This window comes from Mycolicibacterium llatzerense, assembly GCF_025331195.1.
GTDB lineage: Bacteria > Actinomycetota > Actinomycetes > Mycobacteriales > Mycobacteriaceae > Mycobacterium > Mycobacterium llatzerense.
In genome coordinates this window covers 119,287-145,758 of record NZ_LXOV01000012.1, presented here as the reverse complement: position 1 = coordinate 145,758, position 26,472 = coordinate 119,287, and the positions used below count along the sequence as shown (strand labels likewise).

24 protein-coding genes and 1 pseudogene are annotated in these 26,472 nt (G+C 67.6%); 14 read left to right on the top strand and 11 right to left on the bottom strand.

The genetic code is table 11. The annotated features are described in order from the left end of the window. Positions 1 to 92 precede the first annotated feature (92 nt). Positions 93 to 2,015, top strand: coding sequence for an ABC transporter ATP-binding protein/permease (locus A7G45_RS15580; protein ID WP_260938489.1), 1,923 nt, complete (start codon positions 93 to 95; stop codon positions 2,013 to 2,015). Between the two features lie 4 nt (positions 2,016 to 2,019). On the opposite strand, the gene A7G45_RS15575 is transcribed toward A7G45_RS15580, so the two are convergent. The 4 genes from A7G45_RS15575 to A7G45_RS15560 all read right to left on the bottom strand — a co-directional run bounded on the left by A7G45_RS15575 (position 2,020) and on the right by A7G45_RS15560 (position 6,286). Next, entirely contained in the window at positions 2,020 to 3,498 is a 1,479-nt protein-coding gene (locus A7G45_RS15575) for an FAD-binding protein (protein WP_260938488.1), read from the bottom strand. 291 nt (positions 3,499 to 3,789) lie between these two features. After that, the gene (locus tag A7G45_RS15570) at positions 3,790 to 4,467 is read right to left on the bottom strand and encodes an Rv1815 family serine proteinase (protein WP_377041998.1); all 678 of its coding nucleotides are present in this window, start codon (positions 4,465 to 4,467) and stop codon (positions 3,790 to 3,792) included. A 178-nt stretch (positions 4,468 to 4,645) separates the two neighbouring features. After that, on the bottom strand, positions 4,646 to 5,254 hold the full coding sequence (locus A7G45_RS15565; protein ID WP_043399833.1) for a LysM peptidoglycan-binding domain-containing protein: 609 nt from the start codon (positions 5,252 to 5,254) through the stop codon (positions 4,646 to 4,648). A 162-nt stretch (positions 5,255 to 5,416) separates the two neighbouring features. Further along, a complete protein-coding gene (locus tag A7G45_RS15560) occupies positions 5,417 to 6,286 on the bottom strand; it encodes a sterol desaturase family protein (protein ID WP_051955090.1) in 870 nt (289 codons plus the stop codon). Between the two features lie 124 nt (positions 6,287 to 6,410). Here A7G45_RS15560 and malQ point away from each other — a divergent pair, with 124 nt between their 5' ends. The 8 genes from malQ to A7G45_RS15520 all read left to right on the top strand — a co-directional run bounded on the left by malQ (position 6,411) and on the right by A7G45_RS15520 (position 14,318). Beyond that, positions 6,411 to 8,558 carry a 4-alpha-glucanotransferase gene (malQ, locus tag A7G45_RS15555; protein WP_260938487.1) on the top strand — a complete coding sequence of 716 codons (2,148 nt, stop codon included), beginning with the start codon at positions 6,411 to 6,413 and terminating at the stop codon, positions 8,556 to 8,558. A gap of 56 nt (positions 8,559 to 8,614) precedes the next feature. Further along, a complete protein-coding gene (locus tag A7G45_RS15550) occupies positions 8,615 to 9,067 on the top strand; it encodes a hypothetical protein (protein WP_260938486.1) in 453 nt (150 codons plus the stop codon). A 161-nt stretch (positions 9,068 to 9,228) separates the two neighbouring features. Beyond that, positions 9,229 to 10,128, top strand: a complete 900-nt coding sequence (locus tag A7G45_RS15545) for a metal-dependent hydrolase (RefSeq protein ID WP_043399827.1) — start codon at positions 9,229 to 9,231, stop codon at positions 10,126 to 10,128. Between the two features lie 41 nt (positions 10,129 to 10,169). Beyond that, positions 10,170 to 11,231 (top strand): PDR/VanB family oxidoreductase, encoded by a 1,062-nt coding sequence (locus tag A7G45_RS15540; protein WP_260938485.1) that lies wholly within the window; start codon positions 10,170 to 10,172, stop codon positions 11,229 to 11,231. Positions 11,232 to 11,262: 31 nt separating this feature from the next. Next, positions 11,263 to 12,594 (top strand): serine/threonine-protein kinase, encoded by a 1,332-nt coding sequence (locus tag A7G45_RS15535; RefSeq protein WP_260938484.1) that lies wholly within the window; start codon positions 11,263 to 11,265, stop codon positions 12,592 to 12,594. Continuing rightward, the gene (locus tag A7G45_RS15530) at positions 12,594 to 13,481 is read left to right on the top strand and encodes an LLM class F420-dependent oxidoreductase (RefSeq protein WP_260938483.1); all 888 of its coding nucleotides are present in this window, start codon (positions 12,594 to 12,596) and stop codon (positions 13,479 to 13,481) included. Before A7G45_RS15535 ends, A7G45_RS15530 begins: the two co-directional genes overlap by 1 nt. Continuing rightward, positions 13,472 to 13,939, top strand: coding sequence for a nuclear transport factor 2 family protein (locus tag A7G45_RS15525; protein ID WP_260938482.1), 468 nt, complete (start codon positions 13,472 to 13,474; stop codon positions 13,937 to 13,939). The genes A7G45_RS15530 and A7G45_RS15525 overlap by 10 nt, the downstream gene beginning before the upstream one ends. Before the next feature lie 94 nt (positions 13,940 to 14,033). Beyond that, the gene (locus tag A7G45_RS15520; protein WP_260938481.1) at positions 14,034 to 14,318 is read left to right on the top strand and encodes an antibiotic biosynthesis monooxygenase; all 285 of its coding nucleotides are present in this window, start codon (positions 14,034 to 14,036) and stop codon (positions 14,316 to 14,318) included. Here the strand turns inward: A7G45_RS15520 and A7G45_RS15515 are convergent. Further along, positions 14,315 to 15,073 (bottom strand): class I SAM-dependent methyltransferase, encoded by a 759-nt coding sequence (locus A7G45_RS15515; RefSeq protein ID WP_260939716.1) that lies wholly within the window; start codon positions 15,071 to 15,073, stop codon positions 14,315 to 14,317. The two genes, A7G45_RS15520 and A7G45_RS15515, sit on opposite strands and share 4 nt — an antisense overlap. A 103-nt stretch (positions 15,074 to 15,176) precedes the next feature. On the opposite strand from A7G45_RS15515, the gene A7G45_RS15510 reads away from it, so the two are divergent. Both A7G45_RS15510 and A7G45_RS15505 read left to right on the top strand, forming a co-directional pair. Further along, a complete protein-coding gene (locus A7G45_RS15510; protein ID WP_260938480.1) occupies positions 15,177 to 15,971 on the top strand; it encodes an LmeA family phospholipid-binding protein in 795 nt (264 codons plus the stop codon). Positions 15,972 to 16,017: 46 nt separating this feature from the next. Further along, positions 16,018 to 16,815 (top strand): annotated as a pseudogene (locus tag A7G45_RS15505) (SGNH/GDSL hydrolase family protein). Here the strand turns inward: A7G45_RS15505 and A7G45_RS15500 are convergent. The 3 genes from A7G45_RS15500 to A7G45_RS15490 form a co-directional block, all read right to left on the bottom strand. Beyond that, complete coding sequence (locus A7G45_RS15500; protein ID WP_260938479.1) at positions 16,798 to 17,172, bottom strand: DUF732 domain-containing protein; 375 nt, start codon at positions 17,170 to 17,172, stop codon at positions 16,798 to 16,800. The pseudogene A7G45_RS15505 and the gene A7G45_RS15500 sit on opposite strands and share 18 nt — an antisense overlap. Before the next feature lie 51 nt (positions 17,173 to 17,223). Continuing rightward, the gene (locus tag A7G45_RS15495) at positions 17,224 to 17,760 is read right to left on the bottom strand and encodes a hypothetical protein (protein ID WP_231575656.1); all 537 of its coding nucleotides are present in this window, start codon (positions 17,758 to 17,760) and stop codon (positions 17,224 to 17,226) included. Between the two features lie 78 nt (positions 17,761 to 17,838). Continuing rightward, positions 17,839 to 18,651: a nuclear transport factor 2 family protein gene (locus A7G45_RS15490; RefSeq protein ID WP_260938478.1), complete on the bottom strand. Its 813-nt coding sequence runs from the start codon at positions 18,649 to 18,651 to the stop codon at positions 17,839 to 17,841. 83 nt (positions 18,652 to 18,734) lie between these two features. Between A7G45_RS15490 and A7G45_RS15485 the strand changes: the two genes are divergently transcribed. Next, complete coding sequence (locus tag A7G45_RS15485; protein ID WP_260938477.1) at positions 18,735 to 19,154, top strand: Rv0313 family protein; 420 nt, start codon at positions 18,735 to 18,737, stop codon at positions 19,152 to 19,154. Positions 19,155 to 19,248: 94 nt separating this feature from the next. After that, complete coding sequence (locus A7G45_RS15480) at positions 19,249 to 19,671, top strand: hypothetical protein (RefSeq protein WP_043399808.1); 423 nt, start codon at positions 19,249 to 19,251, stop codon at positions 19,669 to 19,671. Between the two features lie 52 nt (positions 19,672 to 19,723). Here the strand turns inward: A7G45_RS15480 and A7G45_RS15475 are convergent, their stop codons facing one another. Next, positions 19,724 to 20,185: an SRPBCC family protein gene (locus tag A7G45_RS15475; protein ID WP_260938476.1), complete on the bottom strand. Its 462-nt coding sequence runs from the start codon at positions 20,183 to 20,185 to the stop codon at positions 19,724 to 19,726. A gap of 509 nt (positions 20,186 to 20,694) precedes the next feature. Here A7G45_RS15475 and A7G45_RS15470 point away from each other — a divergent pair. Further along, entirely contained in the window at positions 20,695 to 21,273 is a 579-nt protein-coding gene (locus tag A7G45_RS15470) for a C40 family peptidase (protein WP_260938475.1), read from the top strand. Positions 21,274 to 21,338: 65 nt separating this feature from the next. Here the strand turns inward: A7G45_RS15470 and A7G45_RS15465 are convergent, their stop codons facing one another. Beyond that, positions 21,339 to 23,714 (bottom strand): ATP-binding cassette domain-containing protein, encoded by a 2,376-nt coding sequence (locus A7G45_RS15465; protein ID WP_260938474.1) that lies wholly within the window; start codon positions 23,712 to 23,714, stop codon positions 21,339 to 21,341. Positions 23,715 to 23,931: 217 nt separating this feature from the next. Then, the gene (locus A7G45_RS15460; protein ID WP_260938473.1) at positions 23,932 to 26,385 is read right to left on the bottom strand and encodes a Tex family protein; all 2,454 of its coding nucleotides are present in this window, start codon (positions 26,383 to 26,385) and stop codon (positions 23,932 to 23,934) included. Between the last annotated feature and the right edge of the window lie 87 nt (positions 26,386 to 26,472).

The window sequence follows — 26,472 nt, the reverse complement described above, 5'->3', positions numbered from 1 at the left end:
GTCCGCCGGCACTTCTTCAACCATCCACCTCTCGGGCACTGCCCGAGCCTGTCGCGGCGCGCGCGTCAATAGAGCACGGGTACCTTGCGGGGATGGATTTGTTCACCCCGACGCTCGAATGGGGCCATGAGCTCACCACCTCGCTGTGGTGGATCGTCAAAGCCTGGCTGATCGCAGCGGTATCGACGCTGGTGGTGGTGACCGCCATCGGCCGGTTCACGGTCTGGGGCAGGCAGTTCTGGCGCATCACCGGCGGCTACTTCATCGGCCGCGAGAGCCTCAAGGTGTGGCTGTGGCTGGCGGCGATGCTGCTGTCGGTGATCACCGGCGTTCGGCTCACGGTGCTGTTCAGCTATCAGAGCAACGATCTGATGACCAGCTTCCAGGTGGTGGCCTCCGGCCTGGCCGGTCATGACCAGGCGGTGAAAGACTCCGGGGCGCACGGATTCTGGATGTCGATCGGCATCTTCTCGCTGCTGGCCGTGTTGCACGTCAGCCGCATCATGCTCGACCTGTTCATGACGCAGCGGTTCATCCTGCGGTGGCGCGCGTGGCTGACCGACCGGCTCACGGGCGACTGGCTGGACGGCAAGGCGTACTACCGGTCCCGGTTCATCGACGACACCATCGACAACCCGGACCAGCGCATCCAGAGCGACATCGACATCTTCACCGCCGGCGTGGGCCCACTGCCCAACACGCCCAACAACATGACCACCTCGACGCTGCTGTTCGGCGCCATCAACGCCATCGCGTCGATGCTGTCGTTCACCGCGATTCTGTGGAACCTGTCCGGCACCCTGACCATCGCCGGGCTCACCATCCCCAAGGCGATGTTCTGGATCGGACTCGGCTACGTCCTGATCGCGTCGGTGGTGGCCTTCTGGATCGGCCGGCCGATCATCTGGCTGTCGTTCGACAACGAACGGTTCAACGCGGCGTTCCGTTACGCGCTCGTCCGGATGCGCGACGCGGCAGAGGCTGTCGCGTTCTACCACGGTGAGATCGCCGAGCGGACAGGTCTGCGGCGGCTGTTCGCCCCGGTCGTGGACAACTACAAGCGGTACGTCAACCGGATGATCGGCCTCAACGGCTGGAACCTGTCGATGAGCCAGATCATCGTGCCGCTGCCATATGTGCTGCAGTTCCCGCGATTCCTCGCCGGTGAGATCAAGCTCGGCGACATGAACCAGACGGCGTCGGCGTTCGGCAGCATCCAGGACGGATTGTCGTTCTTCCGCAACGTGTACGACCAGTTCGCCGGGTATCGCGCCGCCATCATCCGTCTGCACGGCCTGGTGACGGCCAACGACGCGGCGCGGCACCTGCCGGCGCTCGCCACCGAGGACTGCCCCGACGACACCATCACGCTGGAGAAGGTCACGGTGAGCACACCGGACGGCCGCGAACTCATCGCTCCGCTGGATCTGTGCCTGTATCCCGGCGAAGCACTGGTGGTCACCGGTCCGTCCGGCAGCGGCAAGACGACCCTGCTGCGCAGTCTGGCCAAGCTGTGGCCCTTCTGCGAGGGCGCCATGCACTTCCCGATGGACGAGAACGAGACGCTGTTCCTGTCCCAGCTGCCGTATGTGCCACTGGGTGATCTGCGCGCCGTGGTGTCCTACCCGGGCAAGGTGGGTTCGCACACCGATGCCGAACTGCACGAGGTCCTGAACAAGGTCGCGCTGCCGCATGTGGCGAACCGCCTCGACGAGGTCGACGACTGGGCCAAGGTGCTCTCCCCCGGCGAGCAGCAGCGCGTCGCCTTCGCTCGCGTGCTGCTGACCCGGCCCAAGGCCGTCTTCTTCGACGAGTCCACCTCGGCCCTCGACGAGGGCCTGGAAATGATGCTGTACCAACTGGTTCGGACCGAACTGCCGGACACCACCGTGGTCAGCGTCAGCCACCGCAGCACCGTCGAACAGCACCACCAGCAGGAGCTGGAACTGCTGGGCAACGGCGAGTGGCGGCTCACCCGGATCGAAGACGAGGACGGCGCACCCGCCCCCGTCTAGCCGATCACCTTGCCGCGGCGTGGGCTCCGGCCCGGCGGCCGAAGAACGACCCTTCACCCAACTGGGTGCCACTGGCATAGCCCTTGCCGTCCTGCGCGATGTTCGAGGCACACGCACCCGCCGCGTACAGGCCCGGCACGGCGCTGCCGTCCTCGCGGAGCACTTCGCCGTCGATGCTGACCGACAGGCCGCCCATGGTGAACCCGGAGTACAGGGCCCGCCCGAGCGACAGGTCGAATGCCGCCCACGGCCCATTGTCCTGGGCCGCAACGTAATCCGGCTGCTTGTGGAAGTCGGGGTCGCCACCTGCCGCGGCGTTGGCGTTGTAGCACTCCAGCGTCGCGGCCAGGTTCCCGGCCGGAATGCCCAGCGCCGCTTCCATTTCCGCGACGGTCTCCCAGCCGTCGATGAACCGGATCAACGGCATCGCCGGCATCTCGGTGTGCGCTTCGTCCACGATCAGGTAGGCCACCTGGTCGGGCTGCTCGAGCACGAAAGCCGAAGTGCGCGAATGGTAGGAGTCCTCGTTGACGAACCGCTGGCCATTCTGGTTGACGATGACGCCGGTGAGCAGGACCTCCGGCGGGTAGGCGGCGGCCGTGATGAACAGCTGGTCCAGGTTCCTGGCGACGCCGCCGGCGGACACGCCGAGCTTGATGCCCAGCCCGTCGTCGTTCGGGTTGCCGAGGATGTAGGGCTCAACTTCGCCGTGGTGCTTGGTCTTTCGCTTCTGGCCCAGCGCCGGCGTGTGTTCGGCCACCATCTCCGGGTTCATCGCGAAGCCGCCGGCGGCGATGATGACGGCGCCGGCCTTGACCGCGCCCGTCACTCCGAAGTTCTTCCAGCGGACGCCGACCGCCCGGCCCTGCTCGTCCACCACGAGGTTGGTCGCGCCGGTTTCGTAGCGCATCTCGACGCCGAGTTCGTCCGCTCTTTTCAGCAGCAGCTTGATGACCATGTCCGCGCCGCCCAATTCGCCCGGCACCGGGACTGAGTGCCCGCGGGGCGCGGCCTTGGCCTGCTCGCAGAACGGCCACACCTTCTCGTTGCCGGTGTAGGACAGGCCCTCGGTGCCCGGCGGCACCACCACCTTGCCCGGGTAGTAGCTGCGTTCGAACTGAAAACCCAAGTCTTCCAACCAGTTGAAGTGCTCGACGCTGCCGTCGCAGTAGGCGCGGATCTTGTCGTGCTCAGGGTCGTGGGCGACGGCGACGAGATACTTGTACATCTCGTCGGCGCTGTCGTCGTGGCCGGTCGCCTGCTGTACGGCGGTGCCGCCGCCGAGGTAGAAGTGGCCGCCGGCCATGGACGTGGTGCCGCCCGCGGCGGCCGCCTTCTCCAGCACCAGGACCTTGGCGCCGGCGGCGGCAGCACTGACCGCGGCACAGCCACCGGCGATACCGAAGCCGATCACCACGACGTCGGCCTCGTCGGACCAATCGGTGACGTCGGCGGCGTTGACGGTCTCGGGAACTGTTTGCATCGTCTCTCCTGGGCCGGTCTCAGTGGTGTCCAGCGCGGTCGTTCGGGAAACCTGGACACGTGTCTGATCAATGATCGACTAGACAATAACGTCGGATGAGGGCCATGGCTAGAACGTGTTCTAGTTTCTTTCCTCACCCAGGTGCGCCGCGATACACCGGGCCGAGGCCGCCCTCAGTGCAGGATCAACACGCGAGCACGCCGAAGCAACGGTTCACCCTGAAACCACGGCGCGGCCCACTCGCACTTCTGCGCCCTCAGTACAGGGTCAACGTGCGCAGAGCCGGGGTCGCTAGCCGCCGGCCTGCTGCACGACGGCATCATTGGTCTGCTGGTCGGTCGCGCTCCACGAGACCGCCGCGGGGAAATGCCCCCAGGTGCTGTTGAACACGCCAACCAGCACCGCCCGGTTGTCCGGGGTGATCGTGTACACCGGGCCGCCCGAGTCGCCCTTTTGGCTGACAATGCCGTTGGACATGGTGAACCAGCCATTGTTCACCGCGTCGACGGTGCCGCAGGTCTCGCCGGTGACGACGCCGAAGTGGCAGACCGGTACGCCGCGCTGCGGATTCACCGCGGGGTCGGTGACCAGCATCCGCCCGCCCGGCAGGATGTTGTTGACCATGACGTCGCCGGCGATGGTGATGGACTCCCAGTCGGAGATCTGGTGGTCGGTCGCGATCGTGGCGCCGTCGGGCGTGTTGTCCCGGAAAGTGATCATGGTGCCGATGAAACGGCCGTCCTTGTCGGTCACCGGGCCGTTGCCCCGGCAGTGGCCAGCGGTATACCCGGTCCGCGCGGCCGGGTCCACATAGCCCAGCGTGCAGCGCGTGGTGCCCTGGTGGATCTCCATTCCCGGGTACACCAGCACTCCGGGATCCGCCGCCGCGCCCGGCGTCGGGCCGCCGACAACGCACATCGGCACCGCGGCCGCCGCGATTACCGCGGCCCGCAAACCCCCCACAAACATGACCTTCTCCCATCACCTCGGGACGGACGTCGCGCCAGCCTACCCCGCACGTCCGAAACACGGGACGGGAAAGTGTCTGCCGACGCACCGGCACCGGCCGCACACCAGCAAACAAGCCGCCCCTGAAATGCACTGGCGGCCCGGATCTTTCGATCCGGGCCGCCAAGGTCCGTCCAGGTCAGGGAATGGTCAGGAGCTGACCGGGCTGGATCAGGTCCGGGTTGTCGATCCCGCTGGCACTGGCAATCTCCGGGTAACGGCTACCGTCGCCGTAGAACTGCTCGGAGATGGCCCAGAGGGTGTCACCCGACTGCACCGTGTAGGTGCGTGCCGCCGGCGCCTCGGGCGCCGGGGCGGGCTCGGGCTCGGCAACGACCTCGACGGCGACCGGCTCGGCAACGGCCTCGACCACCACCGGCTCGGGAGCAGCCTCGACCGGCGCCGCGGGCACCTCGTCGGTGTGCGTGTCCGACGACCACTTGGCGTCGTCGCCGCTGTACAGCACCAGGTTGCGGTCGTCCTGCAGCACCAGCCGGACGTTGTCCGCACCCTTGGTGTCACTGGCCCACACCGGCTTGTCCGCCGTGTACAGCACGAAGTTGCCGTCGTCCTGCACCTCGGCACGCTGGACGCCCTGGCCGTTGGTGCCGGTGGCCCACACAGACTGCTCCCCCGTGTACAGCACCAGATTGCCGTCGTCCTGCAGGACCAGACGGTAGGCACCGTTGTTCGACGTCAGCGACTGGCCGACCTCGAGCTTCTCGCCCTTCTGAAGTGTGTCACCCATGAAAGTCCAGCTCCTTTGGTTTGCGATTCACCCCTGTCGCTCACCGACAGTACCGACGGTTCCGCCACACGTCAGGGTTTGCGCTCGCAAAAATCAAAACAGTTCGCAAACAATGAGTTATCGCGGAGGAATCACAGCGCACTGACAGCATTTATGCCCCGGTCAGCGAACCGGAGCGGACTCCGGACCGTGCGGCTGCCACCCCGGCGGGCCGAATACATAACCCAGCCGCTCACCGAATCCGTTGGCCTCACGCACATCTCGCACCATGGTGAAGTACTCGTGCGTCTGCAGCTTCCAGATATCGTACGTACCAACAGGTTTGGTCAGGCCATAGTTCGGCCGCGCGGTCTCGGGCGTGAAGCTACCGAACATCCGGTCCCAGATGATCAGAATCCCGCCGTAGTTCTTGTCGAGGTACTGCTGGTCCCGGCCGTGGTGCACCCGATGATGCGACGGCGTGTTGAAGACGTATTCGATTGGGCGCCAGAGCTTCCCGATGCGCTCGGTGTGAATCCAGTACTGGTACACCAGATTCACCGAGAAACTGGCGAACACGATCCACGGCGGCACCCCGAGCGCAGGTAGCACCGCCTTCATCAACAGGTCCCCGGACGGGTTCCATTTCTGCCGCAACGCGGTGGACAGGTTGAAATACTCGCTGGAATGGTGCGCCTGATGCGTGGCCCAGAACAGCCGCACCCGATGGGCCATCCGGTGGTACGTGTAGTAGATCAGGTCGACGCCGAGGATCGCGATCACCCACGTGTACCAGGCGTTCCCGGGCAGGTGCCACGGCGCGACATATACATAGAGGGCCGCATAGCCGACGAGCGCAAGGAAATTCAGCACACCGCTGGTGAACAGCGACACCGCACCCATCCAGATACTGGCCCAGGCATCGGCGCGCAGGTAGGCGCCGGACGGCGGCCGCGGCTGTTCGTCGTACGCGAGCTTGCGAGCCGCGCCCCACTCCAGCAGCAGCGCGACGACGAAGAACGGAATGGCGTACGAGACCGGGTCGTGCAACATGGTCGGCAGCACGTCGGACAGCAGATCGGAACTCACGTCGACACCTCCGCGCGCAGCGTATCGCGGCACGTTCTGTCCGCGCCTCAGCTCCCATGGTGCTCCGAATCGCGGCAAGATGGCGCGCATGACTGATCGCACCGCGTCGCTCGTCGAGCTCGCCCGACGCCACGGTGTGGCCACCGAGTACGTCGACTGGAGCGGTGCGCAGCACGCCGTCGCCGCCGCGACGCTGGTCGCCGTCCTCGGCGCCCTGGGCATACCGGCGGATTCGGACGACGCCTGCGCGGCGGCCCTGGCCGATCACGAACGCGCGTATTGGCAGCGCACCTTGTCCCCCACGATCGTCGCCCGGTCGGGTCAGCCGTCGAGCTTCTGGGTGCACGTCACCCACGGCGCGCCCGTCGGCGTGTGGATCCGATTGGAGGACGGTTCGGTGCGGGCGGGGCTGCGCCAGTTGGAGAACAACCGGCCGCCGTTCAATCTCGATGGTCGCTTGATCGGCGAGGCAACCTTCGAGCTGCCCGCTGATCTCCCACTGGGCTATCACCGGCTGCACGTCCAGGCCGGCACCGTCGCGGACGCCGACGCCGTCCTGATCGTCACCCCCGACGCCTTGGCGCTGCCGAGCCGGCTGGGCAACGGCCGGGCCTGGGGCCTGGCCACCCAGCTCTACAGCGTGCGTTCGCAAAACTCCTGGGGCACGGGCGATCTCACCGACCTCACGGACCTTGCCGTCTGGTCGGCCACCCGGCACCACGCGGATTTCATCCTGGTCAACCCCCTGCATGCGGCGGGTCCGGTGGCCCCGATGGAGCCGTCGCCGTACCTGCCGACCTCGCGCCAGTTCGCCAACCCGCTGTATCTGCGGGTGCAGGCCATCCCGGAGTACACCGCGGTCCGCACGCCGGCGACACTGCGCAAGGCCCGGGTCGACGCCCAGTCCCGGGCCGACAAGAACGAGTTCATCGATCGGGACGCGGCCTGGAAGTCCAAGCGCAACGCGCTCAAAGAGGTGTACCGAGCCAACCGATCGGCCGGCCGCGCGCTGGCCTACGACGGGTACCGACGACGCACCGGCCGCACGCTCGACGACTTCGCGACGTGGTGCGTGCTGGCCGAAAAGCACGGCGCCGACTGGCGCGACTGGCCCGCGGAGTTTCAGCACCCCGACCATCCCGCGGTGCGGGCTTTCGCTGAAAAGCACGACAGCCGTATCGATTTCCACCGCTGGATGCAATGGCAGCTCGACGATCAGCTGACCGCGGCGCAGGCCACCACGGTCCAGGCCGGGATGTCGTTGGGCATCGTCCATGATCTGGCAGTGGGCGTGCATCCGGGCGGCGCCGACGCCTGGGCGTTGCAGGACGTGCTGGCCACCGGGGTGTCGGCCGGGGCGCCGCCGGATGAGTTCAATCAGCTCGGGCAGGACTGGTCCCAGCCGCCGTGGCGCCCCGACGAGCTCGTCGAGCGAGCCTATGAGCCGTTCCGCGCCGTGGTCCGAGCGGTGCTGCGGCACGCCGGCGGGGTCCGCATCGACCACATCATCGGCCTGTTCCGGCTGTGGTGGATCCCCGAGGGTGCGACGCCGGTCGACGGCACCTATGTCCACTACGACCACGAGGCGATGATCGGCGTCCTGGCGCTGGAGGCGCACCGGGCCGGCACGGTGGTGGTCGGCGAGGATCTGGGCACCGTCGAGCCATGGGTTCGCGACTACCTGCGTGACCGCGGCCTGCTGGGCACGTCGATCCTGTGGTTCGAAGCCGATCGGGACGGCGGCCCGCTGCCCGCGCCGCGCTGGCGTGAGTACTGCCTGTCGGCGGTGACCACGCACGACCTGCCGCCGACGGCCGGGTATCTGGCCGGCGCGCATCTGCGGCTACGCCGCGACCTCGGTCTGCTGACCCGCCCCTACAAAGAAGAGGTCGCGGCCGATCACGCCGACCAGCAGCGCTGGCTGGACGTCCTGCGGGCAGCGGGGCTGCTGCCGCCGAACGCCCCCGACGCGATCGATGCCGACCAGACCGTCCTGGCCCTGTACCGGTACCTGACCCGCACCCCGTCGCGGCTGCTGGCGCTGGCCCTGCCCGACGCCGTCGGCGACGTGCGGACCCAGAATCAGCCGGGCACCAGTGACGAATATCCGAACTGGCGGGTGCCGCTCGCCGGTCCCGACGGCCGCAAAATCCTCCTCGAAGACCTGTTTTCCGACCCGCGCGCAGCGACGTTGGCGCAGGTGATGGGCGACGCGGTGACACCGGGATTGGGTTGATTCGAGTTTCTCCACCCCGTGATCTGCGCTATCTTCGCTGTACTCGAGGAGGTCAGGTGAACAAGCTGAAGATGCTGACGGCCGGTGCCGTGGCAGCAGGTGCAGTGGCGGTAGGTGCCACCGCGGTGTTCGGCTCGTCCGTGGCCGCGTCCGATCCCGGCGGCTCCGGCTCCATGAATGTGGTGGGTGAGTCGTACGCGCGGGCTGTGTCGATTCTCAAGAGCCAGGGCGTGAAGGCCACCTTCGGCGGCTCGGTGGGCAGCGACGTGCCGCAGGCGCAGTGCATCGTCGATCAGGAGAAGATGGGCAGCCATGGCCGCGTCATCTTGATGCTGAACTGCACCACGAAGGCCGTCGAGAACGCCTCAGCCGGTGCGCCCGCCTCCGGCGGCGGCGCAGCAGGCGCTGCGGGCGCCCCGCAGGGTCCGCACGTCGGCTCCAACGGTGTGACGACCGTGCAGGCGACGCCTGTCGGCCCGCAGCCGGGCATGTCGATCCCCGGTATGTAACTTTTGCCCAAACGTCATTCCAGCAGGTCATCAGCCCGTTTTTGACTGCTGGAATGCCGTTTCGGCGTATTTCGGCAAAACCCAGTACCGCCGTTCCCACATAAAACGCTTACACTGAATCCACTCGCAACGACGCTTGAGGATCCGGAGGTAGCTGTTCCATGCTGCGACCACAACGTTTCACCCACGAGGTCGACCCGGGTCCGGTGCAAATCCAGGCCCGAAACGTGGCTTTCGAGACCGCGGACAAGCCGATGTCCTGGATTCCCGGCCACCCCGTCGCCTCGCATGTGGTGAACCTGTTGAACATCCTGCTTCCGGCCGGTGAGCGCTGGTTCATCGAGACCTTCAACGAAGCGCTCCCGCTGATCAAGGATCCGAAGCTCGCCGAGGACGTCCGCGGCTTCATCGGCCAGGAGGCCATGCACGCCGAGGCCCACGACACCGTCATGAACGACTACCTGGTCCGCAGCGGCATGAACGTCACGCCGATGCTGGATCAGGTCGAGTTCGTCTTCGAGGAAATCCTGGCCCCGGCCAAGACGACCGACCCGCGCCGCAAGATGAACAACCTCATCGAGCGGTTGTGGTTCATCGCGGCCGTCGAGCACTACACCGCGGTGCTCGGTGACTTCGTCTTGAACTGCACCTGGGACAACTACGACGCCGACCCCGTGATGGTCGACCTGTTCCGCTGGCACGGCGCCGAGGAAGTGGAGCACCGTTCGGTGGCCCACGAGGTCGCCATGTACTTCCGGAACAGCTACTTCGACCGCATCCGTGCGATGAGCGTGGTGGCGGTCCTGATGTACGTGTTCTTCCAGCGCGGCATGCGGTTCCTGGTCAAGAGCGACCCGCAGCTCAAGCTCGGCTGGTGGAAGTCGCAGCGCCTGCGCATGCGCGACTCCAAGCTGGGGCTCCTGCCGAAGTACCGGAACCTGTTGCTCATCCAGACGCTGGTGTACTTCAAGCCGAGCTACAGCCCGGAAGACATGGGCTCGACCGCGCAGGCCGTGGCGTATCTGGCCGCCTCGCCCGCCGCCCGCGCCGCACACCTGTGAAGGCGCGCCGCTTCCGGTCACGTCTGGCGCCGCCCAGCGTGATGGGTCTGTTGCCGCACGACCTGCTCGTGACGGTGGCCGACGCCGTCGTCAGCAGCACGTTCTGGGTGTCGACGCGACTGCGGAAGCCGCCAGTGCCCGAGGTTGTCGAACGCACCATCCGGTTGCGGATCGCCGACCGTCAGGTGGTCGCGCACGATCAGGACGTGGTGGCGTTGACGTTCGTCAGCGCCGACGGTACCGAGCTGCCCCGCTGGCACCCCGGTTCGCATCTGGACATCCACCTGCCGAGCGGCCTGGTCCGTCAGTACTCCCTGTGCGGCGATCCTGATGTGCAGGGGTCGTACCGAATTGCCGTGCGGCGCATACCCGATGGCGGCGGTGGCTCGATCGAGGCACACCAACTCGCCATCGGCGACGTGATCACCACCAACGGTCCTCGCAACGCCTTCCCCCTGGCGGTGCCCGGCTTCGGGTCGCCGACCCGCACGCTGCGGTTCATCGCCGGCGGCATCGGCATCACCCCGATCCTGCCCATGCTGGCGCGTGCCGAGCAGTTCGGCATCGACTGGTCGATGCTGTACGTCGGCCGCAGCCGCGACAGCCTGCCGTTCCTGCAGGAACTGACGCGGTTCGGCGACCGGGTGCAGATCCGCACCGACGACGTCGAGGGCCTGCCGACGGCCGACGACCTGCTGGGCGACTGCCGCCCCGGCACTTCCGTGTACACCTGCGGGCCGGCACCGATGCTGAATGCGATCCGCGCCCGGCTGGTCGGGGCGGACGACATCGAGCTGCACTTCGAACGCTTCGCCGCACCCCCGGTGACCGATGGCCACGAGTTCAAGGTCGAGCTCGCCTCGACGGGGCAGACCGTCGCCGTCGCGGCCGACGAAACCTTGCTCACGGCCCTGATCAAAGCCGGTGTGCACGCACCGTATTCGTGTCAGCAGGGCTTCTGCGGCACGTGCCGCGTGAAGGTGCTCGCGGGTGCGGTCGACCACCGGGACGGATTGCTGACCGAGACCGAACGCGATGCCGGGCAAGCGCTGATCTGTGTATCCCGCGCCCAGGGCGACGGCCCGCTGACCCTGGACCTCTAGCCACTGGACGGGCTCGGTTTACGATGCCCCAATGCCAATGGCCGAGGGAACCGACTTCGCCGGATACACCATCATCCGGTGCCTGGGGTCCGGCGGAATGGGTGAGGTCTACGTCGCCCAGCACCCGCGGCTGCCCCGCCAGGATGCGGTCAAGGTGCTGCGGCCCGAGACGTCGACCAACCAGGAGTTCCGCGAGCGGTTCCTGCGCGAAGCCGATCTGACTGCCGCGCTGTCCCATCCGAATATCGTGGGCGTGTACGACCGCGGCGAGTTCGACGGTCAGTTGTGGATCTCGATGGAGTACGTGGACGGCACCGATGTCAGCCGCCTGCTCCGCAGCAGCGGCGGCGTGTCTGACGATCAAGCAGCGGAGATCATCAGTGCGGTGGGCCGCGCGCTCGACTACGCCCATCAGCACGACCTCCTGCACCGGGACGTCAAGCCGGCCAACATCCTGATCAGTGATACCGATCCGGCGAACAAACGAATCAAGTTGGCCGACTTCGGCATTGCCCGGTGCGCCGACGATTCCGCCGGTCTGACCGCGACGAACATGACGGTCGGCACGGTGTTCTACGCCGCTCCGGAACAGCTGACGGGCAGCGCCATCGATGGTCGCGCCGACCAATATGCCCTGGCGGCCACCGCCTTTCAGTTCTTCACCGGCGCACCACCGTTCGAGAACTCCAATGCCGCGGTGGTCATCGGCAAGCATCTCAGCACTCCCCCGCCGGCGCTCTCGCAGCGCCGGCCAGATCTCGCGGCCTTGGACCCGGTGTTCGCCAAGGCATTGGCGAAGGATCCCAAGGACCGGTTCGACAAATGCACCGACTTCGCCCGTGCCCTGCAGCACGGACTGGGCGTGGCGGGCGTCGATGCCACCACGCTGGCTCCGATTGCCCAGACCGGCGCTACCGAAATCCTGCAGCCGGCCAACCAGCCGAGGTCGCGTCGGTCGCTGATCCTGCCCGTCGTGCTGACCCTGCTGTTGATCGCCGCGCTGGTCTTCGCAGCCGTCGAATTCACGCGCGCCAAGGACGAGCAGCCGGAACCGCCGCGCCCCGCCGCGACCTCCACCACGGCTCCCCCGACGACCACGACGCCGTCGAGCACCGAAGCCGCGCCGAGCTCGTCGTCGACAATGGCGCCCGCGCCCACCGAAGCTCCCGCCGCCCCGACCGAGGCCACCGTCACCAGTCCCGTCACGGTCGAGACCACCACCGCCACACCGACGACCACCGCCACCACCACCGACGCGCCTGCGCCAGAACAGGAAACGCCGATCCGCGAGTGCATGGACCGCACCGGCATGACGCGGCTGCAGTGCTGGGAAGAGATTCGCCGTAGCGAGCGGAGGCGCTGATGTCACCCAAGTTCGCCGTGGTCGCGCCGGTGGCCGCGGGCGTCACCGCCGACCCGGTCTGGATGACGCAGTTCGCCCGGCACTTGGAGAGCTGCGGCTTCGAATCGATTGTGGCCGTGGAACATACGGTACTGCTGACCGAATACTCCAGCGTCTATCCGTACGACGCGTCGGGCCGGGTCGAAATCCCGGCCGACTGCGCGGTCCCGGATCCGCTGGACCTGCTGGCGTTTCTCGCCGGGCAGACCAGCACGTTGGGCCTGGCAACCGGGGTGCTGGTGCTGCCCAACCACCATCCGGTGGTCTTGGCCAAACGTGTCGCCACGTTGAATGTGTTGTCCGGCGGGCGGATTCGCCTGGCTGTCGGTATGGGCTGGCTGCGCGAGGAGATCGAAGCCTGTGGGGCCCCATTCGACGCGCGCGGCCGACGAGCCGACGAGCAGATCGACATTCTGCGGCTGCTGTGGTCGGACCAGCCGGACGGCGCCGACCACTCGGGCGAGTTCTTCGAGTTCGCCCATGCCGCTTGCTATCCCAAGCCGGTGTCGCCGATACCGATCCACGTCGGCGGACACAGCCGGGCCGCGGCCCGCCGGGCCGGCCGACGCGGCGACGGCTTGCAGCCGCTGGGCGTCGCCGGAGCGGAACTGACGGGGCTGATCGCCTTGATGCGGGAGTCGGCCGAGCGGGCCGACCGGGATCCCGACGCCCTCGAGCTCTCGCTCGGGCACCTGGTGACCAAGGTCGACGCCGACCGTGCGGGCCGGCTCGCGGACCTCGGCGCCGACCGTGTCGTGTTGGCCATGCCGCCGGTCACCGACATCGACGAGGCCAAGGACATGTTGTCGGCGTGCGCCGAGCGACTCGGGCTCACGCCGTGCCCCTGACCGTGGCCGACCGGCTGGATCTGGCGGATCTGGTGCATCGCTACGCCGCCGCCGTCGATGATCGTCGTTTCGACGTCGTGGTCGAACTGTTCACCAGCACAGCGGAATTGGTCCTGCCTGACCCGCCCAGGTCATTGGACCCGGTACGGCCCGTGCACGGGCACGACGGTGTGCGCACCGCGATGGCCGCATTGTCCGGCGTCGCCCGTACCCAGCACGAGATCGTCGGCGAGGTCTACACCGACGCCACGGACCACGCCCGCGGCCGCATCGCGTGCGTCGCCCACCACTGGACCCGCGGCGCCGACCCCACGGACGTCACCGATCTGGTGTGGCACCTGCGGTACGACGACGAGTATGTCCAGACCGATGACGGTTGGCGCATCCGACGCCGCGCCCTGACTCTCAACGCCATCGAGACCCGGCCCGTCCGCCGGCTGCGGGACCAGGGTATCTAGACCGCCACGCCGCCGAATGCCACACTCGTAGGCAGCGTCTTCCCTTCAGCCCCAAGTAGTTCCACCGGCACGATTTGGCCCACAGGAGCATCCGATGCCAATCCTGCACATTGAGCACTCCATCACCGATCTCGACACGTGGCTGACGGCGTTCCGCAAGTTCGCGCCGGCACGCGAACAGGCCGGGGTGCTCAGCGCTGACGTGTACCAGCCCACCACCGACCCGAACTACATCTGGGTGAACCTGCACTTCGCGACCGCCGACGCTGCGCTCCAGTTCCGCACTTTCCTGATGGATGTGGTGTGGAAGTCCCCGGAGGCGTCGCCGGCACTCGCCGGGACGCCGCGCACGGAGATTCTGACCGAGGTCAACTTCTAGGCAGGCCGCGCGACGATCAACAGGGTGTCCCCGCCGACCTGCACCCCGCCGTCACCGATCACCGCACCCAGCCGGGCACGCAGCTCGGCGGCCCGGTCGGCGGGCAGCACCAGGTGGTTGGAGTAGGTGAACACCAGGTCCAGCCACTGCTCGCGGCTGCACTGCTCGCCGCGCTCGTAGGTCAGCTGCTGCACCGCGAATCCGGCGGCCGCCAGGTCTGTCACCACGTCGTCGCTGTCCATGCCCGAGCCCGTCCCGCCGGTCGGTGTCGCGGTCACCAAAGGTGAAGCGGCATCGAGGAAGTCGCGGTACACCTCGGCGAAGTCCGCGCGCGAGGGCCGGACCGGGAACAGCCGGTTCCATGCCAGTGCCAGCCGCCCGCCCGGGGCGAGCAGGCGGCGAATCTTCGGCAGCGCCGCCGCCGGGTCGACCCAGTGGAACGACTGGGCGAACAGGACCACGTCGAACGTCCGGCCGGCGTCGTCCCAGTCCTCGAATGTGGCCACCTCGACCGGCACCCGGTGCTCAGCGGCGATCTCCGCCATCCTCGGATCTGGTTCCAGTGCAACAAGTTCCGCTCCGCGCGCGATCAGCTGGCGGGACGCGATACCGGTCCCGGCCCCGACGTCGAGGACCCGGACCGAACCCGCACCGACCAGTTCGTCGAGCATGGGCTCCGGGTACCGGGGCCGGTGTTGGTCATATGACCGGGCGGCGCCGCCGAAAGAATCAGCGCGGTCGCGTTGCCGGTACAGCTCATCAGACTCAGCCACGACTCGACGCTACCGGGCGCCCGCTCCCGGTTGTTCACCGACGCCGACTGGTGCGCGGGTACCGGCGCCAGGCATGCTGGAGCCCATGACGCGTCCGCCGCGCCGGTGGGACCCGCTCCGACCGTTCGATCTGTTCACCTCGGTGGTGTCGACCGCTGCGGTGCTGCCGATGAGCACCGGGGCGGCCGCGGCGTACCGGACCGCGCTGCTGACGGTGCGGCCGCTGGTGATCGGCCGGCGAATCACGGTCCGGCTGCGCACCAGTGACCTGGCCCTCACCGTGGCCGAGTTCGACTCGCGGTGGGATGCCAGCATCTTCGCCGTCGGACACATCGGCACCGTCAACGTCACCGCCAACAAGGTGAAATGGGCTGGTACCGAACTGAATTCGATCGCGGCGAAGCTGAACAACCTGCATGTGCGGCCGTCGGTGCCGCCGATGCTGGTCGCCGCGCCGGTGGAGTTGATGGTCGAGATTCCGTCCGACTCGCTCGATGAGCTCATCCGGGCCGCCGAACCGCGCGTCAGCACCGAGATCGGCGACGACGGCGTCGCCCGAATCCGGCTGTCGCGCTTCCGGTCCGGATTCGTCGAGGTGGATCCTCAGCTGCACGGCAACACGCTGTGGCTCAAGCCCCGCGGCCTGGCGCTGGGCTCCACCCGGGTTCCGGTGCCCGGGCTCGCCCCGGCGTACCCGGTCCGGCTGCCCGAGCTGCCCTTTGGCCTCACCCTGACCTCGGTGGAGCTCGGCCCGGGTGTCGTGCGCGTCAGTGCGACGCTGCCGCAATGGCAGTTCGACTTGCCGCGCGCCGTGCTCGACGAGCTGATCAATCAGCTGAGTGTGGTGGGCCGTCCCCTCGACGTGATCTGGCCCGGCTGAGCGCGCTGCGCTGAAGATCTGCCGGTCGTTCATTACAGTCACGGACGTGACCATCGGCTATTCCCGATATGTCGCGCTCGGCGACAGTCAGACCGAGGGCCTGTTGGACGGCGACGACACCACGGGTATCCACGGTTTCGCCGACCGCCTGGCCTGGCGAATCGACGCATTATAGCCTGGACTCCAGTACGCGAACCTGGCCGTGCGGGGCCGCCGCATCAGCGACGTGCTCGACCGGCAACTGCCCATGGCCCGGGCGATGAACCCCGACCTGATCACCAGCTGCATCGGGATGAACGACGTCACGCGGCCGGTTCGCAGCTTCGACCGGGCGCTGGCGGACATGCGGCGCGTACACACCGAGCTCGCGGCCACCGGCGCGACGGTGGTCACCACGACATTTCCCGATATCGCCCGCATCCTGCCGGTCGGCCGGGTGCTCAGCGGCCGGCTGCGTCGGATCAACGAGGTGATCCGGACCGATTCGAAACATTTCGGCTTCCGCCTGGTCGATCTGTCGGCGGCCACGTCCATGTTGGATCCCGCGACCTGGGCCATCGATCGGGTGCACGGCTCCCCGCATGGCCATCAACTGTTCGCCGACGCCGCCGCCGAGGCGCTGGGTTTGCCGGGCAGCGATCACCGCTGGGCGGAGGTCGAGGGTGAACTCGTGCTGCCGCGGCTGCGCGAGCGGATGTATTCGCAGCTGATGTGGGCCCAGAACATGCTGATGCCCTGGGTGTGGCGACACACGCTGGGCAGTTCCCGGGGTACCGGACTCGAGCCGAAACGCCCGGTGATGGCGCCGCTCGACGTCCGACCGGCGTTATCCGAGGCCGAGTAGCCCCAGCGGCAGCGGCGACTCGCCACGTCCGAGCGCACCGACGACCCCCGGGCAGAACGACGAGATCGCGAAGCCGGTGAACATGGTGGCCGGTCCGAGCGACATGCCGGACGCGTCGGCGACCTTCCCAGCGGCGTCGGCCAGGGTCTGGCCGGGCTGCGCCAGCATCGGGCATACGGACTGGCCCAGTGCGACCGGATCAGAGCCGTTCGGCAGCATCATGTCGGCGTTGCCGAGCGCGTTGTTGAAGGCGTCGACACCTGGGTCCGCGCTCGCCGGACCAGCCGTGACCAGGCTGCCGGCGATGCCGGCGGCGGTAGCTGCGATGGCGATGGCGGTACCGAATGTGCTCTTCATGATCCCTGCATCATAGGGGAAGCCGGTTGCCGATGCCGCCGCGCGGCGGGGTCAGACGCCGGTCCAGGCGCTCGCGATCCGGGTTCCGATGTCGATGACCTTGGCATCTGCGCCGTTGATCTCGCCTGCCACATGATGGGCGATGAAGCGCCGGATCTCGCCGTCGACGTTGGCGACGATGCGCAACAGCTCCGCGCGGATCGACGACGACGTGACGTGGATGGCGATGTCCGACGAGCGTGGCGTCTTCACGTCGATGACGAGTAGCAGCGGGTGCGCGGCCCGCGCGGTCGCGGTCAGATTGATCTCGCCGAACACCATGAACCGGGGCCGGTCGATGCGCAGGTCGAGCGTCATGTCGATTTCCAGCGGGATGCGGATCGCAAAGGTGATCTCTTCACCGAGCGTCCGGGCCACCACGGGGTGTTTGATCTGGACGCGTGCGGTGACCTTCGCGAGCCCTCCGGGCCCCTGGGCGATGGGGCCCATGTCGAAGGCTTCGCCGGCGATGCCGCCGATCGCGTCCGCGACGCGTTCCTCGCTGACCGCGACCTCGAAGAATCGTCGGCCGAATTCCTCGTAGGACATGTATTCATGTTGGGGTTGAACTGCCATGGTGTGACTACGTTCTCATGTCAGGGGCCGAAGCCTCGGCAACTGGCGCCTTCATTCGGCAAAGAGTCGCAGGCCGCTGACGCCCCGACCGCCGGGCGCCAGCTCCGCCATGACCACCCCGCGGTAGCCGTCCCGCCGGACCCCGGCCAGGACGTACCGGCCCGCGGCGATGACCTTCTCCACCCGGGTTCCGGTCAGCTCGTCGACCAGTTCGGAGACACTCAGCCGGGCATCAGGGCCGCGGGTGATCTGCGCCGGCTCGCTGAGCCGCCGCTTGACGGCCAGCGCGTCGCCGGTCGCCGCGTCGGCCAGCAGCGCGGTGAGCGACCGCTTTGCCCGGGTGCCGCCGGTGCGCAGACCAGCAAGGAAACCCATCGCGCCCCCGGGTCCCTGATTGCGTAGCAGCGCCCCCGACAGCCCCAATCCGGCAGGCAACGCCGCGGCGCCGCATCGCAGGAACTGCGCCACCATTCCCGGCAGTTCCCAGAATGCCTGCAGCCGAGCAATTTTCAGCGACGGATCGGATCCCTCGGCGACCACGTCGTATTGCAGATAGACCGGAATCCGGAGCTGCACCTTGGCGCCCATGTGCACCTCGAGCTCTAGGTCGCGCACCACGGTGTTGCCGATGACGATGTCGGCGTCGCGGTGGAAGACGATGGTGCGCGGCCCGATGAAGGTGTCGTAGAACTGCCCGATGGCGCGGTGCCCGACGTGCGGCCGGGAGCCGACCGGGTCCTCGACGCGTCCGTCGGTGCTGAACAGACCAACCCAGGCAGCCTTGTCATGCGCGGCCGTTGCCGCGGGCGAGCGCTCGACTGTGGCCAGGAGGTCGTCGCGGGTCGGCGATTGCGGTACGGGCATACCTCCATCGTCCACCACCGCCGAGTTCGGCTGCGAGCGGATGGTCGTGGCAGATGTCGCCGATGTCGCGCACACTTGTCGGTATGAGTAACAGCGGTCCGTTCGGCATCGATCCCGAAGAGTTCGATCGTGTCCTGCGCGAGACGGGCGAGGGCATCCGTGGCGTATTCGACCGCCTCGGACGCGGCGCCGCCTGGGCCAATGTGGTCAACGACCTGACCCGGACGCCGCGGCACGCCACACAACCCGAGACCACCGGCGACACCGGCGACGGGGTGTGGGTGGTGTACACCGTGGCCACGGACGGCGGGGCCCACGTCGAGGAGGTCTATCCCTCCGAGCTGGATGCCCTGCGGGCCAACAAGAACAACACCGATCCCTCCCGCAAGGTCAGGTTCCTGCCGTACGGAATAGGGGTGAGCGTGTTGGATGCGCCCGAGCAGGCGGGGCAGACGGCGGCGCAGCCTCAGGACGACCAAACACCGCGGCACGAACCGCACTGATATTGACCTGCCGACAATATCCCCGGCGACGCGGCTGACACGCTACGCTTTGCCACATTGTCGTGTGGCAGCAGTGCGAGGGGAGATGACCAGGATGTTTCGGGTACTGACGGTGGCCGCAGCGATCGCCGGAACCGCCATCGGGCTGGCACCGTTCGCGAGCGCCGATCCGGCGCTGGGCGGCAACGACGATCCCGGCCGGTACCCCACCGACGTCCCTGGCATGAACTACCAGGCGGTCAACGGCGCACCGTGCGACAGCCACGACATCTTCATCTTCGGCCGTGGGCCGGGCGGCGCATCGATGGCCTGCCACTGGATCCCGAACCAGTGGCCGCCGGTCGACACCGGTTTCTGGGGCTACTCCTATGCGATCCAGGGTGTGAAGGACATCGGTTCTCCGTGCCCGGGACCGCAGACCGCGGCCCAGGCTCCGGACGGCCGCCCCCTGCTGTGCCTTGGCGCGCAGGGCTGGCAGCCCGGCTTCAAGACCGGTGACGGGTTCTTCCCCAGCTGACGCGCGGTTGACGCGGCGCGGCTAGGCGCCGTCAGCTGATTCCACGGACGGTTCACGTCCGGCTTTTCTCGAAGTGGCGCCGAATGGCCGCCAGCATCGCCGCGTGCGCTTTTTCGGCCTGCTCGGCAGTGAAGGCCGCGAGCGGCCGGGGCGCTGCTATATCTACTGTCTCTGTGACCGTCGTGCCCGCGCCGGCAGGCACGAAGGTGACGGTGCCGGTGAGCCGCACTTTCGGAAACTGGCGCGCCTCTGTGTGCACGACGCCGTCGGGCGCGATCAGCACTGTGGCGCGATAGGCCACCGCCAGGCTGAGCGGGCCGAACGGGATGCGGTCCCGCACCCGGTAGTCACGATGCTGGCCCCGGGCGTCCTGCCGATCGCCCACCCGGTCCACCGCCACCACGAGCGGGTGCACCAGCTTCATGTTGTCGAGATCTGTATAGAAGGTACGGACGTCGTCAGGCGCCCCCGGCACCTCTTCGCACAGCTCGAACCGGGACCGGGACATCCACATCGGCTCACCGTAGGCGCAGAGTGAACAGCCTGAGTACCGGTATCGACGTTGCCCCTGAACTGAGGGCGCAGGCCACTCGAACTTCTGCGCCACACACGCAGAGTGAACAGCCTGAGCCGACTCTGAACTGAGGGCCGACACCCCAAGTCACATGCGCCACATGGGCGTCATAAAGCCGCGCCACTTGACCGGTCCAGATGAACGACAGATGTCTGCACGGATCCATCGGTCCACACCCGAATCCGGCGCAAAAACCGTGTCGAGGCCCCGAGAGCCGCCTTCAGAATTAGCTGGTTACGACTCCGCAACCTGCCTCGCAACCTTGCATTTGCGGAAAAGCTGTGTATGGCAGTATGTTTTGCGTATTCACCTGCGAATACATGAAATCGCTTCTCCCCCAAGAAGATGCGAATAAACCTAGGTGTAACGCACACCACACGATTCGCGAAACGTGATGGCAGACACAGTATTTTGACCATCGCGATTTTTCGTTGCTAGCGTTCATCGTCATGTTTGCTATTGCGACCGCATCGCTGTTGGCTTTGGTCAACCAGGTTTCGGGTACGCCGTACATCTCCGGCGGAGACTCGGCACGCGGCACCGACTGCTCCGGATTGGCGTCCTGGGTGGCCAACGCCGCCACCGGCCGTCCCGTCTACGGCAACCGGTTCAACACCGGCAACGAAGAGGCCGCCCTGCGTGCCCGTGGCTTCCTGCCCGGCTCCGCGCCCGGCGCCCTGAACATCGGCTGGAACGGCGGCCACACGGCCGTGACCCTGCCCGACGGCACCCCGGTGTCCAGCGGTGAGGGCGGTGGCGTCCGCATCGGTGGCGGCGGCGCCTTCCAGCGCCAGTTCACCCACCACATGCACCTGCCCCTGGCCCCGGGTGAGGACATCCCCGCCGACCTGCCCCTGGATGGCCCGCTGGACGCGCCGCTGGCGCCCCCGGCCGGTCCGGCCGACATCCCGGCTCCGGAAATCATCCAGGCCGCCAACTTCGCGCCGGCCCCTGAGGCCCCCGCGCCGGCTCCCGAGGCTCCCGAGGCTCCCGCTCCGGCCCCTGAGGGCCCGGAGATGCCCGTCTAACCGTTCAACGACCCCTCTGTTTCACAGTCAGGGCTGCGACCGCTCAGCGGTCGCAGCCCTGACTGCTATTTGACGTACTCGGCCAGGTGCGACCCGGTCAGCGTGTCGCCGGCGGCCACCAGGTCCGCCGGAGAACCCTCGAAGATCACCCGGCCACCGTCATGACCTGCGCCGGGACCCAGGTCGACGATCCAGTCGGCATGCGCCATGACGGCCTGGTGATGCTCGATGACGATGACGGACTTGCCGCCGTCGACGATCCGGTCCAGTAGCGCCAGCAGTTGCTCGACATCCGCGAGGTGCAGGCCGGTGGTGGGCTCGTCCAGGATGTAGACGTCGCCCTTCTCCCCCATTTGCGTGGCGAGCTTGAGCCGTTGCCGTTCTCCACCGGACAGCGTGGTCAGTGGCTGCCCCAGCGTCAGGTAGCCCAGCCCGACGTCGACCATCCGCGCCAGGATTTTCTGCGCCGCGGGCACCTGTGCGTCGCCGTCGGAGAAGAACTTCTCCGCGTCGGCGACCGGCATGGCCAGCACTTCGGCGATGTTCTGGCCGCCGAGGGTGTATTCGAGCACCGAGGCCCCGAACCGTCGGCCTTCGCACTCTTCACAGCGGGACTCGACGGTCGCCATCACCCCCAGGTCGGTGTAGATGACCCCGGCTCCGTTGCAGGCCGGGCAGGCGCCCTCCGAATTGGAGCTGAACAGTGCGGGTTTGACGTTGTTGGCTTTCGCGAACGCCTTACGGATGTGGTCGAGCAGTCCGGTGTAGGTGGCCGGATTGCTCCGTCGCGATCCCCGGATCGGTGCCTGATCGATGGTGACGATGCCGTCGCGGCCGGCCACCGAACCGTCGATCAGGGAGCTCTTGCCCGAACCTGCCACGCCCGTGATCACGGCGAGCACGCCGAGCGGAATGTCCACGTCGACGTCCTGCAGATTGTTCGTGTCTGCACCGCGAATCTCCAAAGCCCCGTTGGCTTCCCGGACCGTCTCCTTCAGCGATGCCCGGTCGTCCAGGTGCCGGCCGGTGATGCTGCCGCTGCTGCGCAGGCCCTTCACCGTGCCTTCGTAGACCACTTGGCCGCCGCCGGAGCCGGCCTCGGGGCCGAGATCCACCACGTGGTCGGCGATGCCGATCACTTCCGGCTTGTGTTCGACGACCAGCACGGTATTTCCCTTGTCCCGCAACTGGATCAGCAGTTCATTCATGCGGGTGATGTCGTGCGGGTGCAGTCCGATGGTCGGCTCGTCGAACACGTAGGTGACGTCGGTCAGCGCCGAGCCGAGATGACGAATCATCTTGACTCGCTGCGCTTCTCCGCCGGACAGGGTGCCGGCGGGCCGGGCGAGGGACAGGTACCCGAGACCGATCCCGACGAACGAATCGAGCGTGTGCCGCAGCGCCGCCACCAGCGGCGCCACCCCGGCGCCCGGGCGCTTGTCATCGGCCAGCGCCCCGACCCACTCGGCCAGGTCGGTGATCTGCATGGCGCATGCCTCAGCGATGTTGACGCCCTTGATCTTTGACGAGCGAGCCAACTCCGAGAGTCGGGTCCCCTCGCACTCGGGGCAGGTCGTGAAAGTCACCGCTCGCTCGACGAACGCCCGGATATGCGGCTGCATCGCTTCGACGTCCTTGCTCAGGAACGACTTCTTGATCTGCGGGATGAGGCCCAGGTAGGTGAGGTTGACGCCGTCGACCTTGATCTTGGTCGCTTCCTTGTGCAGGAGGGCGTCCAGTTCCTTCTTGGTGAACTTGCGAATCGGCTTGTCGGGGTCGAAGAAGCCGCAGCCGTTGAAGATTCGGCCGTACCAGCCCTCGATACTGAAGCCGGGAATGGTGATCGCACCCTCGTTGATCGTCTTGCTGTCGTCGTAGAGCGCGGTGAGGTCGATGTCATTGACCGAGCCACGGCCCTCGCACCGCAGGCACATGCCGCCCACGATGTTGAAATCACGACGCTCCTTGACGGTGCGTCCGGCGCGTTCCATGGTCACCGCGCCGGCACCACTGATCGAGGCGACGTTGAACGAAAATGCCTGCGGGGAGCCGATGTTTGGTTCCCCGATGCGGCTGAACAGGATGCGCAGCAGGGCGCCGGTGTCGGTGGCGGTGCCGACCGTGGAGCGCGGATCCGAACCCATCCGCTCCTGGTCGACGATGATCGCGGTGGTCAATCCCTCGAGCACGTCGACGTCGGGGCGGGCCTGCGACGGCATGAATCCCTGGACGAACGCGCTGTAGGTCTCGTTGATCAGCCGCTGCGATTCGGCGGCGATGGTGTCGAAAACCAGCGAGCTCTTGCCGGACCCGGACACCCCGGTGAACACCGTCAGGCGCCGTTTCGGGATCTCGACGCTGATGTCCTTGAGGTTGTTCTCCCGGGCACCGACCACTCGGATCAGGTCGTGGCTGTCAGCGGCGTGTGTTCTGCTGGGCATACCCACACGCTAACCGGGCGCCGATCAGCCGCGCTTCTCGATTCCTGATCAGCTACCGCATCGGCGCGTTGATCCTGCGGCCAGGGCGCTGCGCACTCGAGCTTTCGCGCCCTGCCCGCAGGGCCAACGCGGACGTAGCGATGACCCTGCGAACAGGGTCATCGCTACTCGAACTTCTTGTGCGCCAACGCAATGTCAACGCAGAAGCAAGCCCGGGCTACTTGCCGAAGCCCGCCTTGCGCAGGGCTTCGGCCATCGAACCCGACGGCGCGGCCTCTCGGCGGCCACCGGCGTTGCCGCGCTGTGGATTACGTCCGCGATCCTGGTTCTGACCGCGGTTCTGGCCACCACCACTGCCACCGGCATTTCCGCCACGGTTGCCGCCATCGCGCCCGCGCGGCTGACCGCCACCGTCGCGCCGGGGTCCGCTGCCCTGCTCGGGCCGCTTGCCGTCGCGGGGGCGCTGCGGATCGTCGTTCAACCGCAGGGTCAGCCCGATCCGCTGCCGCTCGACATCGACCTCGAGCACCTTGACCTTGACGACCTGACCGGACTTGACCACTTCGTGCGGGTCGGAGACGAAGCGGTCGGCCATCGCCGAGACGTGCACCAGACCGTCCTGGTGCACACCCACGTCCACGAAAGCACCGAACGCGGCCACGTTCGTCACCACGCCCTCCAGCACCATGCCGACCTTGAGATCGGACACCTTCTCGACGCCGGCGGCGAAGGTCGCGGTGGAGAACGCGGGCCGCGGGTCACGGCCGGGCTTCTCCAGCTCGCCCAAGATGTCGGTCACGGTGGGGATGCCGAATCGGTCGTCGGCGAAGTCGCCCGGCTTGAGCGCCCGGAGCTTGCGCTCGTCGCCGATCAGCTCGGCAAGGGTGACGCCTGCGCGGTCCAGGATCCGGCGCACCACCGGGTAGGCCTCGGGGTGCACACCCGAGGCGTCCAGCGGGTCGTCGCCTTCGCGGATCCGCAGGAAGCCGGCGCACTGCTCAAAAGCCTTGGGCCCCAGGCGTGGAACGTCGAGCAGGCCGCTGCGGCTGCGGAACGGCCCGGTGTTGTCGCGGTGCGAAACGATCGATTCGGCCAGCGACTCGGTCACGCCGGACACCTTGGCCAGCAGCGGCACGGAGGCCGTGTTGAGGTCGACACCGACCGCGTTCACGGCATCCTCGACCACCGCGTCCAGGCTGCGGGCCAGGGTCCCGGGCGTCACGTCGTGCTGGTACTGCCCGACGCCGATGGACTTCGGTTCGATCTTGACGAGTTCGGCGAGTGGGTCCTGGAGGCGACGGGCGATCGAGACCGCGCCGCGCAGCGTGACGTCCAGCTCGGGCAGCTCGTGCGCGGCGTAGGCCGACGCCGAGTACACCGACGCCCCGGCCTCGCTGACCATCGCCTTGGTCGGCAACCGGTCCGGGCCAGCGGCACCCGCGGCCTTCAGATCGGCGATGAGTTCGGTTGCCAGCGCATCGGTTTCGCGCGACGCGGTGCCGTTGCCGATGGCGATCAGCTCGACGTTGTGCCGTGCCACCAGGGCCGCCAGCGTCGCTTTTGCAGCGTCCCACTTGTTCTGCGGCTGATGCGGGAAGATGGCGCAGGTGTCGACGACCTTTCCGGTGCCGTCCACCACCGCGACCTTGACGCCGGTGCGGAATCCCGGATCGAGTCCCAGTGTGGCGCGGGTCCCGGCGGGCGCGGCCAGCAGCAGGTCCTTGAGGTTCTTGGCGAACACCGCGACGGCGTCCTCCTCGGCGCGCTGCCGCAGCCGGATCCGGGCGTCGACGGCCGCCGAGAACATCAGCTTGGTGCGCCAGGCCCAGCCGACCGTCGCGGTCAGCCACGGCGTGGCCGCGCCGCCGGCACCCATGTCGACTCCGAGCGACTGGGCGATCATGGCCTGGTACAGCGCGTCGTCGCCGCCGTCGAAGTTGAGCGACAGCGCTTCTTCCTTCTCACCGCGCAACACCGCGAGCACGCGGTGCGAGGGCATGGCCTCCAACGGCTCGGAGTACTCGAAGTAGTCGCGGAACTTCTGCGCGGCAGGGCTTTTCGCCGCTTCCTCGGACCACGGCTTGGTGCTCAGCGCGCCGTCGGCCCAGAACTTCTCGCGCACCGCACCGACCAACTCGGCGTCCTCGGACACCCGCTCCACCAGGATGTGGCGGGCCCCGTCGAGCGCGGCGGCGACGTCGGCCACCTCCTCGGCCAGGAATTCGGCGGCGACTTCGTCGGGGTTGAGCGTCGGGTCGGCGAGCAGCCGGTCCGCCAACGGCTCCAGGCCGGCCTCGCGGGCGATCTGCGCCTTGGTCCGCCGCTTGGGCTTGTACGGCAGGTAGATGTCCTCGACCCGAGCCTTCGTCTCCGCGGCCAGCAGCGCCGCCTTCAGCTCGTCGGTCAGCTTGCCCTGTTCCTCGATCGAGGCCAGCACCGCGTCGCGCCGCTGATCCAGTTCGCGCAGGTAACGCAGTCGCTCCTCGAGGGTGCGGAGCTGACCGTCGTCCAGGCTGCCGGTGACTTCCTTGCGGTACCGGGCGATGAACGGCACCGTCGCACCTTCGTCCAGCAGCCGTACCGCGGCGTCGACCTGCCCCTCGGCAACGGCCAGCTCTTCGGCGAGACGGGCGTTCACGGACTTGACGACAGACTTGACGCTCAAATTCACGGGCTGGACCCTACCCAATGCCGGCGACAGTCGTCGGCAGCGGCGAGTAAGTTTGCGCTATGCCCCAGCCGCTCCCGACGCCCGCAT

Excerpts from the sequence above, each read along its gene's own strand:
- A7G45_RS15580 (WP_260938489.1), top strand. The coding sequence starts at position 93 with ATGGATTTGTTCACCCCGACGCTCGAATGGGGCCATGAGCTCACCACC.
- A7G45_RS15575 (WP_260938488.1), bottom strand. The coding sequence starts at position 3,498 with ATGCAAACAGTTCCCGAGACCGTCAACGCCGCCGACGTCACCGATTGG.
- A7G45_RS15570 (WP_377041998.1), bottom strand. The coding sequence starts at position 4,467 with ATGTTTGTGGGGGGTTTGCGGGCCGCGGTAATCGCGGCGGCCGCGGTG.
- A7G45_RS15565 (WP_043399833.1), bottom strand. The coding sequence starts at position 5,254 with ATGGGTGACACACTTCAGAAGGGCGAGAAGCTCGAGGTCGGCCAGTCG.
- A7G45_RS15560 (WP_051955090.1), bottom strand. The coding sequence starts at position 6,286 with ATGTTGCACGACCCGGTCTCGTACGCCATTCCGTTCTTCGTCGTCGCG.
- malQ (WP_260938487.1), top strand. The coding sequence starts at position 6,411 with ATGACTGATCGCACCGCGTCGCTCGTCGAGCTCGCCCGACGCCACGGT.
- A7G45_RS15545 (WP_043399827.1), top strand. The coding sequence starts at position 9,229 with ATGCTGCGACCACAACGTTTCACCCACGAGGTCGACCCGGGTCCGGTG.
- A7G45_RS15540 (WP_260938485.1), top strand. The coding sequence starts at position 10,170 with ATGGGTCTGTTGCCGCACGACCTGCTCGTGACGGTGGCCGACGCCGTC.
- A7G45_RS15535 (WP_260938484.1), top strand. The coding sequence starts at position 11,263 with ATGCCAATGGCCGAGGGAACCGACTTCGCCGGATACACCATCATCCGG.
- A7G45_RS15530 (WP_260938483.1), top strand. The coding sequence starts at position 12,594 with ATGTCACCCAAGTTCGCCGTGGTCGCGCCGGTGGCCGCGGGCGTCACC.
- A7G45_RS15520 (WP_260938481.1), top strand. The coding sequence starts at position 14,034 with ATGCCAATCCTGCACATTGAGCACTCCATCACCGATCTCGACACGTGG.
- A7G45_RS15510 (WP_260938480.1), top strand. The coding sequence starts at position 15,177 with ATGACGCGTCCGCCGCGCCGGTGGGACCCGCTCCGACCGTTCGATCTG.
- A7G45_RS15500 (WP_260938479.1), bottom strand. The coding sequence starts at position 17,172 with ATGAAGAGCACATTCGGTACCGCCATCGCCATCGCAGCTACCGCCGCC.
- A7G45_RS15495 (WP_231575656.1), bottom strand. The coding sequence starts at position 17,760 with ATGTCCTACGAGGAATTCGGCCGACGATTCTTCGAGGTCGCGGTCAGC.
- A7G45_RS15490 (WP_260938478.1), bottom strand. The coding sequence starts at position 18,651 with ATGCCCGTACCGCAATCGCCGACCCGCGACGACCTCCTGGCCACAGTC.
- A7G45_RS15485 (WP_260938477.1), top strand. The coding sequence starts at position 18,735 with ATGAGTAACAGCGGTCCGTTCGGCATCGATCCCGAAGAGTTCGATCGT.
- A7G45_RS15480 (WP_043399808.1), top strand. The coding sequence starts at position 19,249 with ATGTTTCGGGTACTGACGGTGGCCGCAGCGATCGCCGGAACCGCCATC.
- A7G45_RS15475 (WP_260938476.1), bottom strand. The coding sequence starts at position 20,185 with ATGTGGATGTCCCGGTCCCGGTTCGAGCTGTGCGAAGAGGTGCCGGGG.
- A7G45_RS15470 (WP_260938475.1), top strand. The coding sequence starts at position 20,695 with ATGTTTGCTATTGCGACCGCATCGCTGTTGGCTTTGGTCAACCAGGTT.
- A7G45_RS15465 (WP_260938474.1), bottom strand. The coding sequence starts at position 23,714 with ATGCCCAGCAGAACACACGCCGCTGACAGCCACGACCTGATCCGAGTG.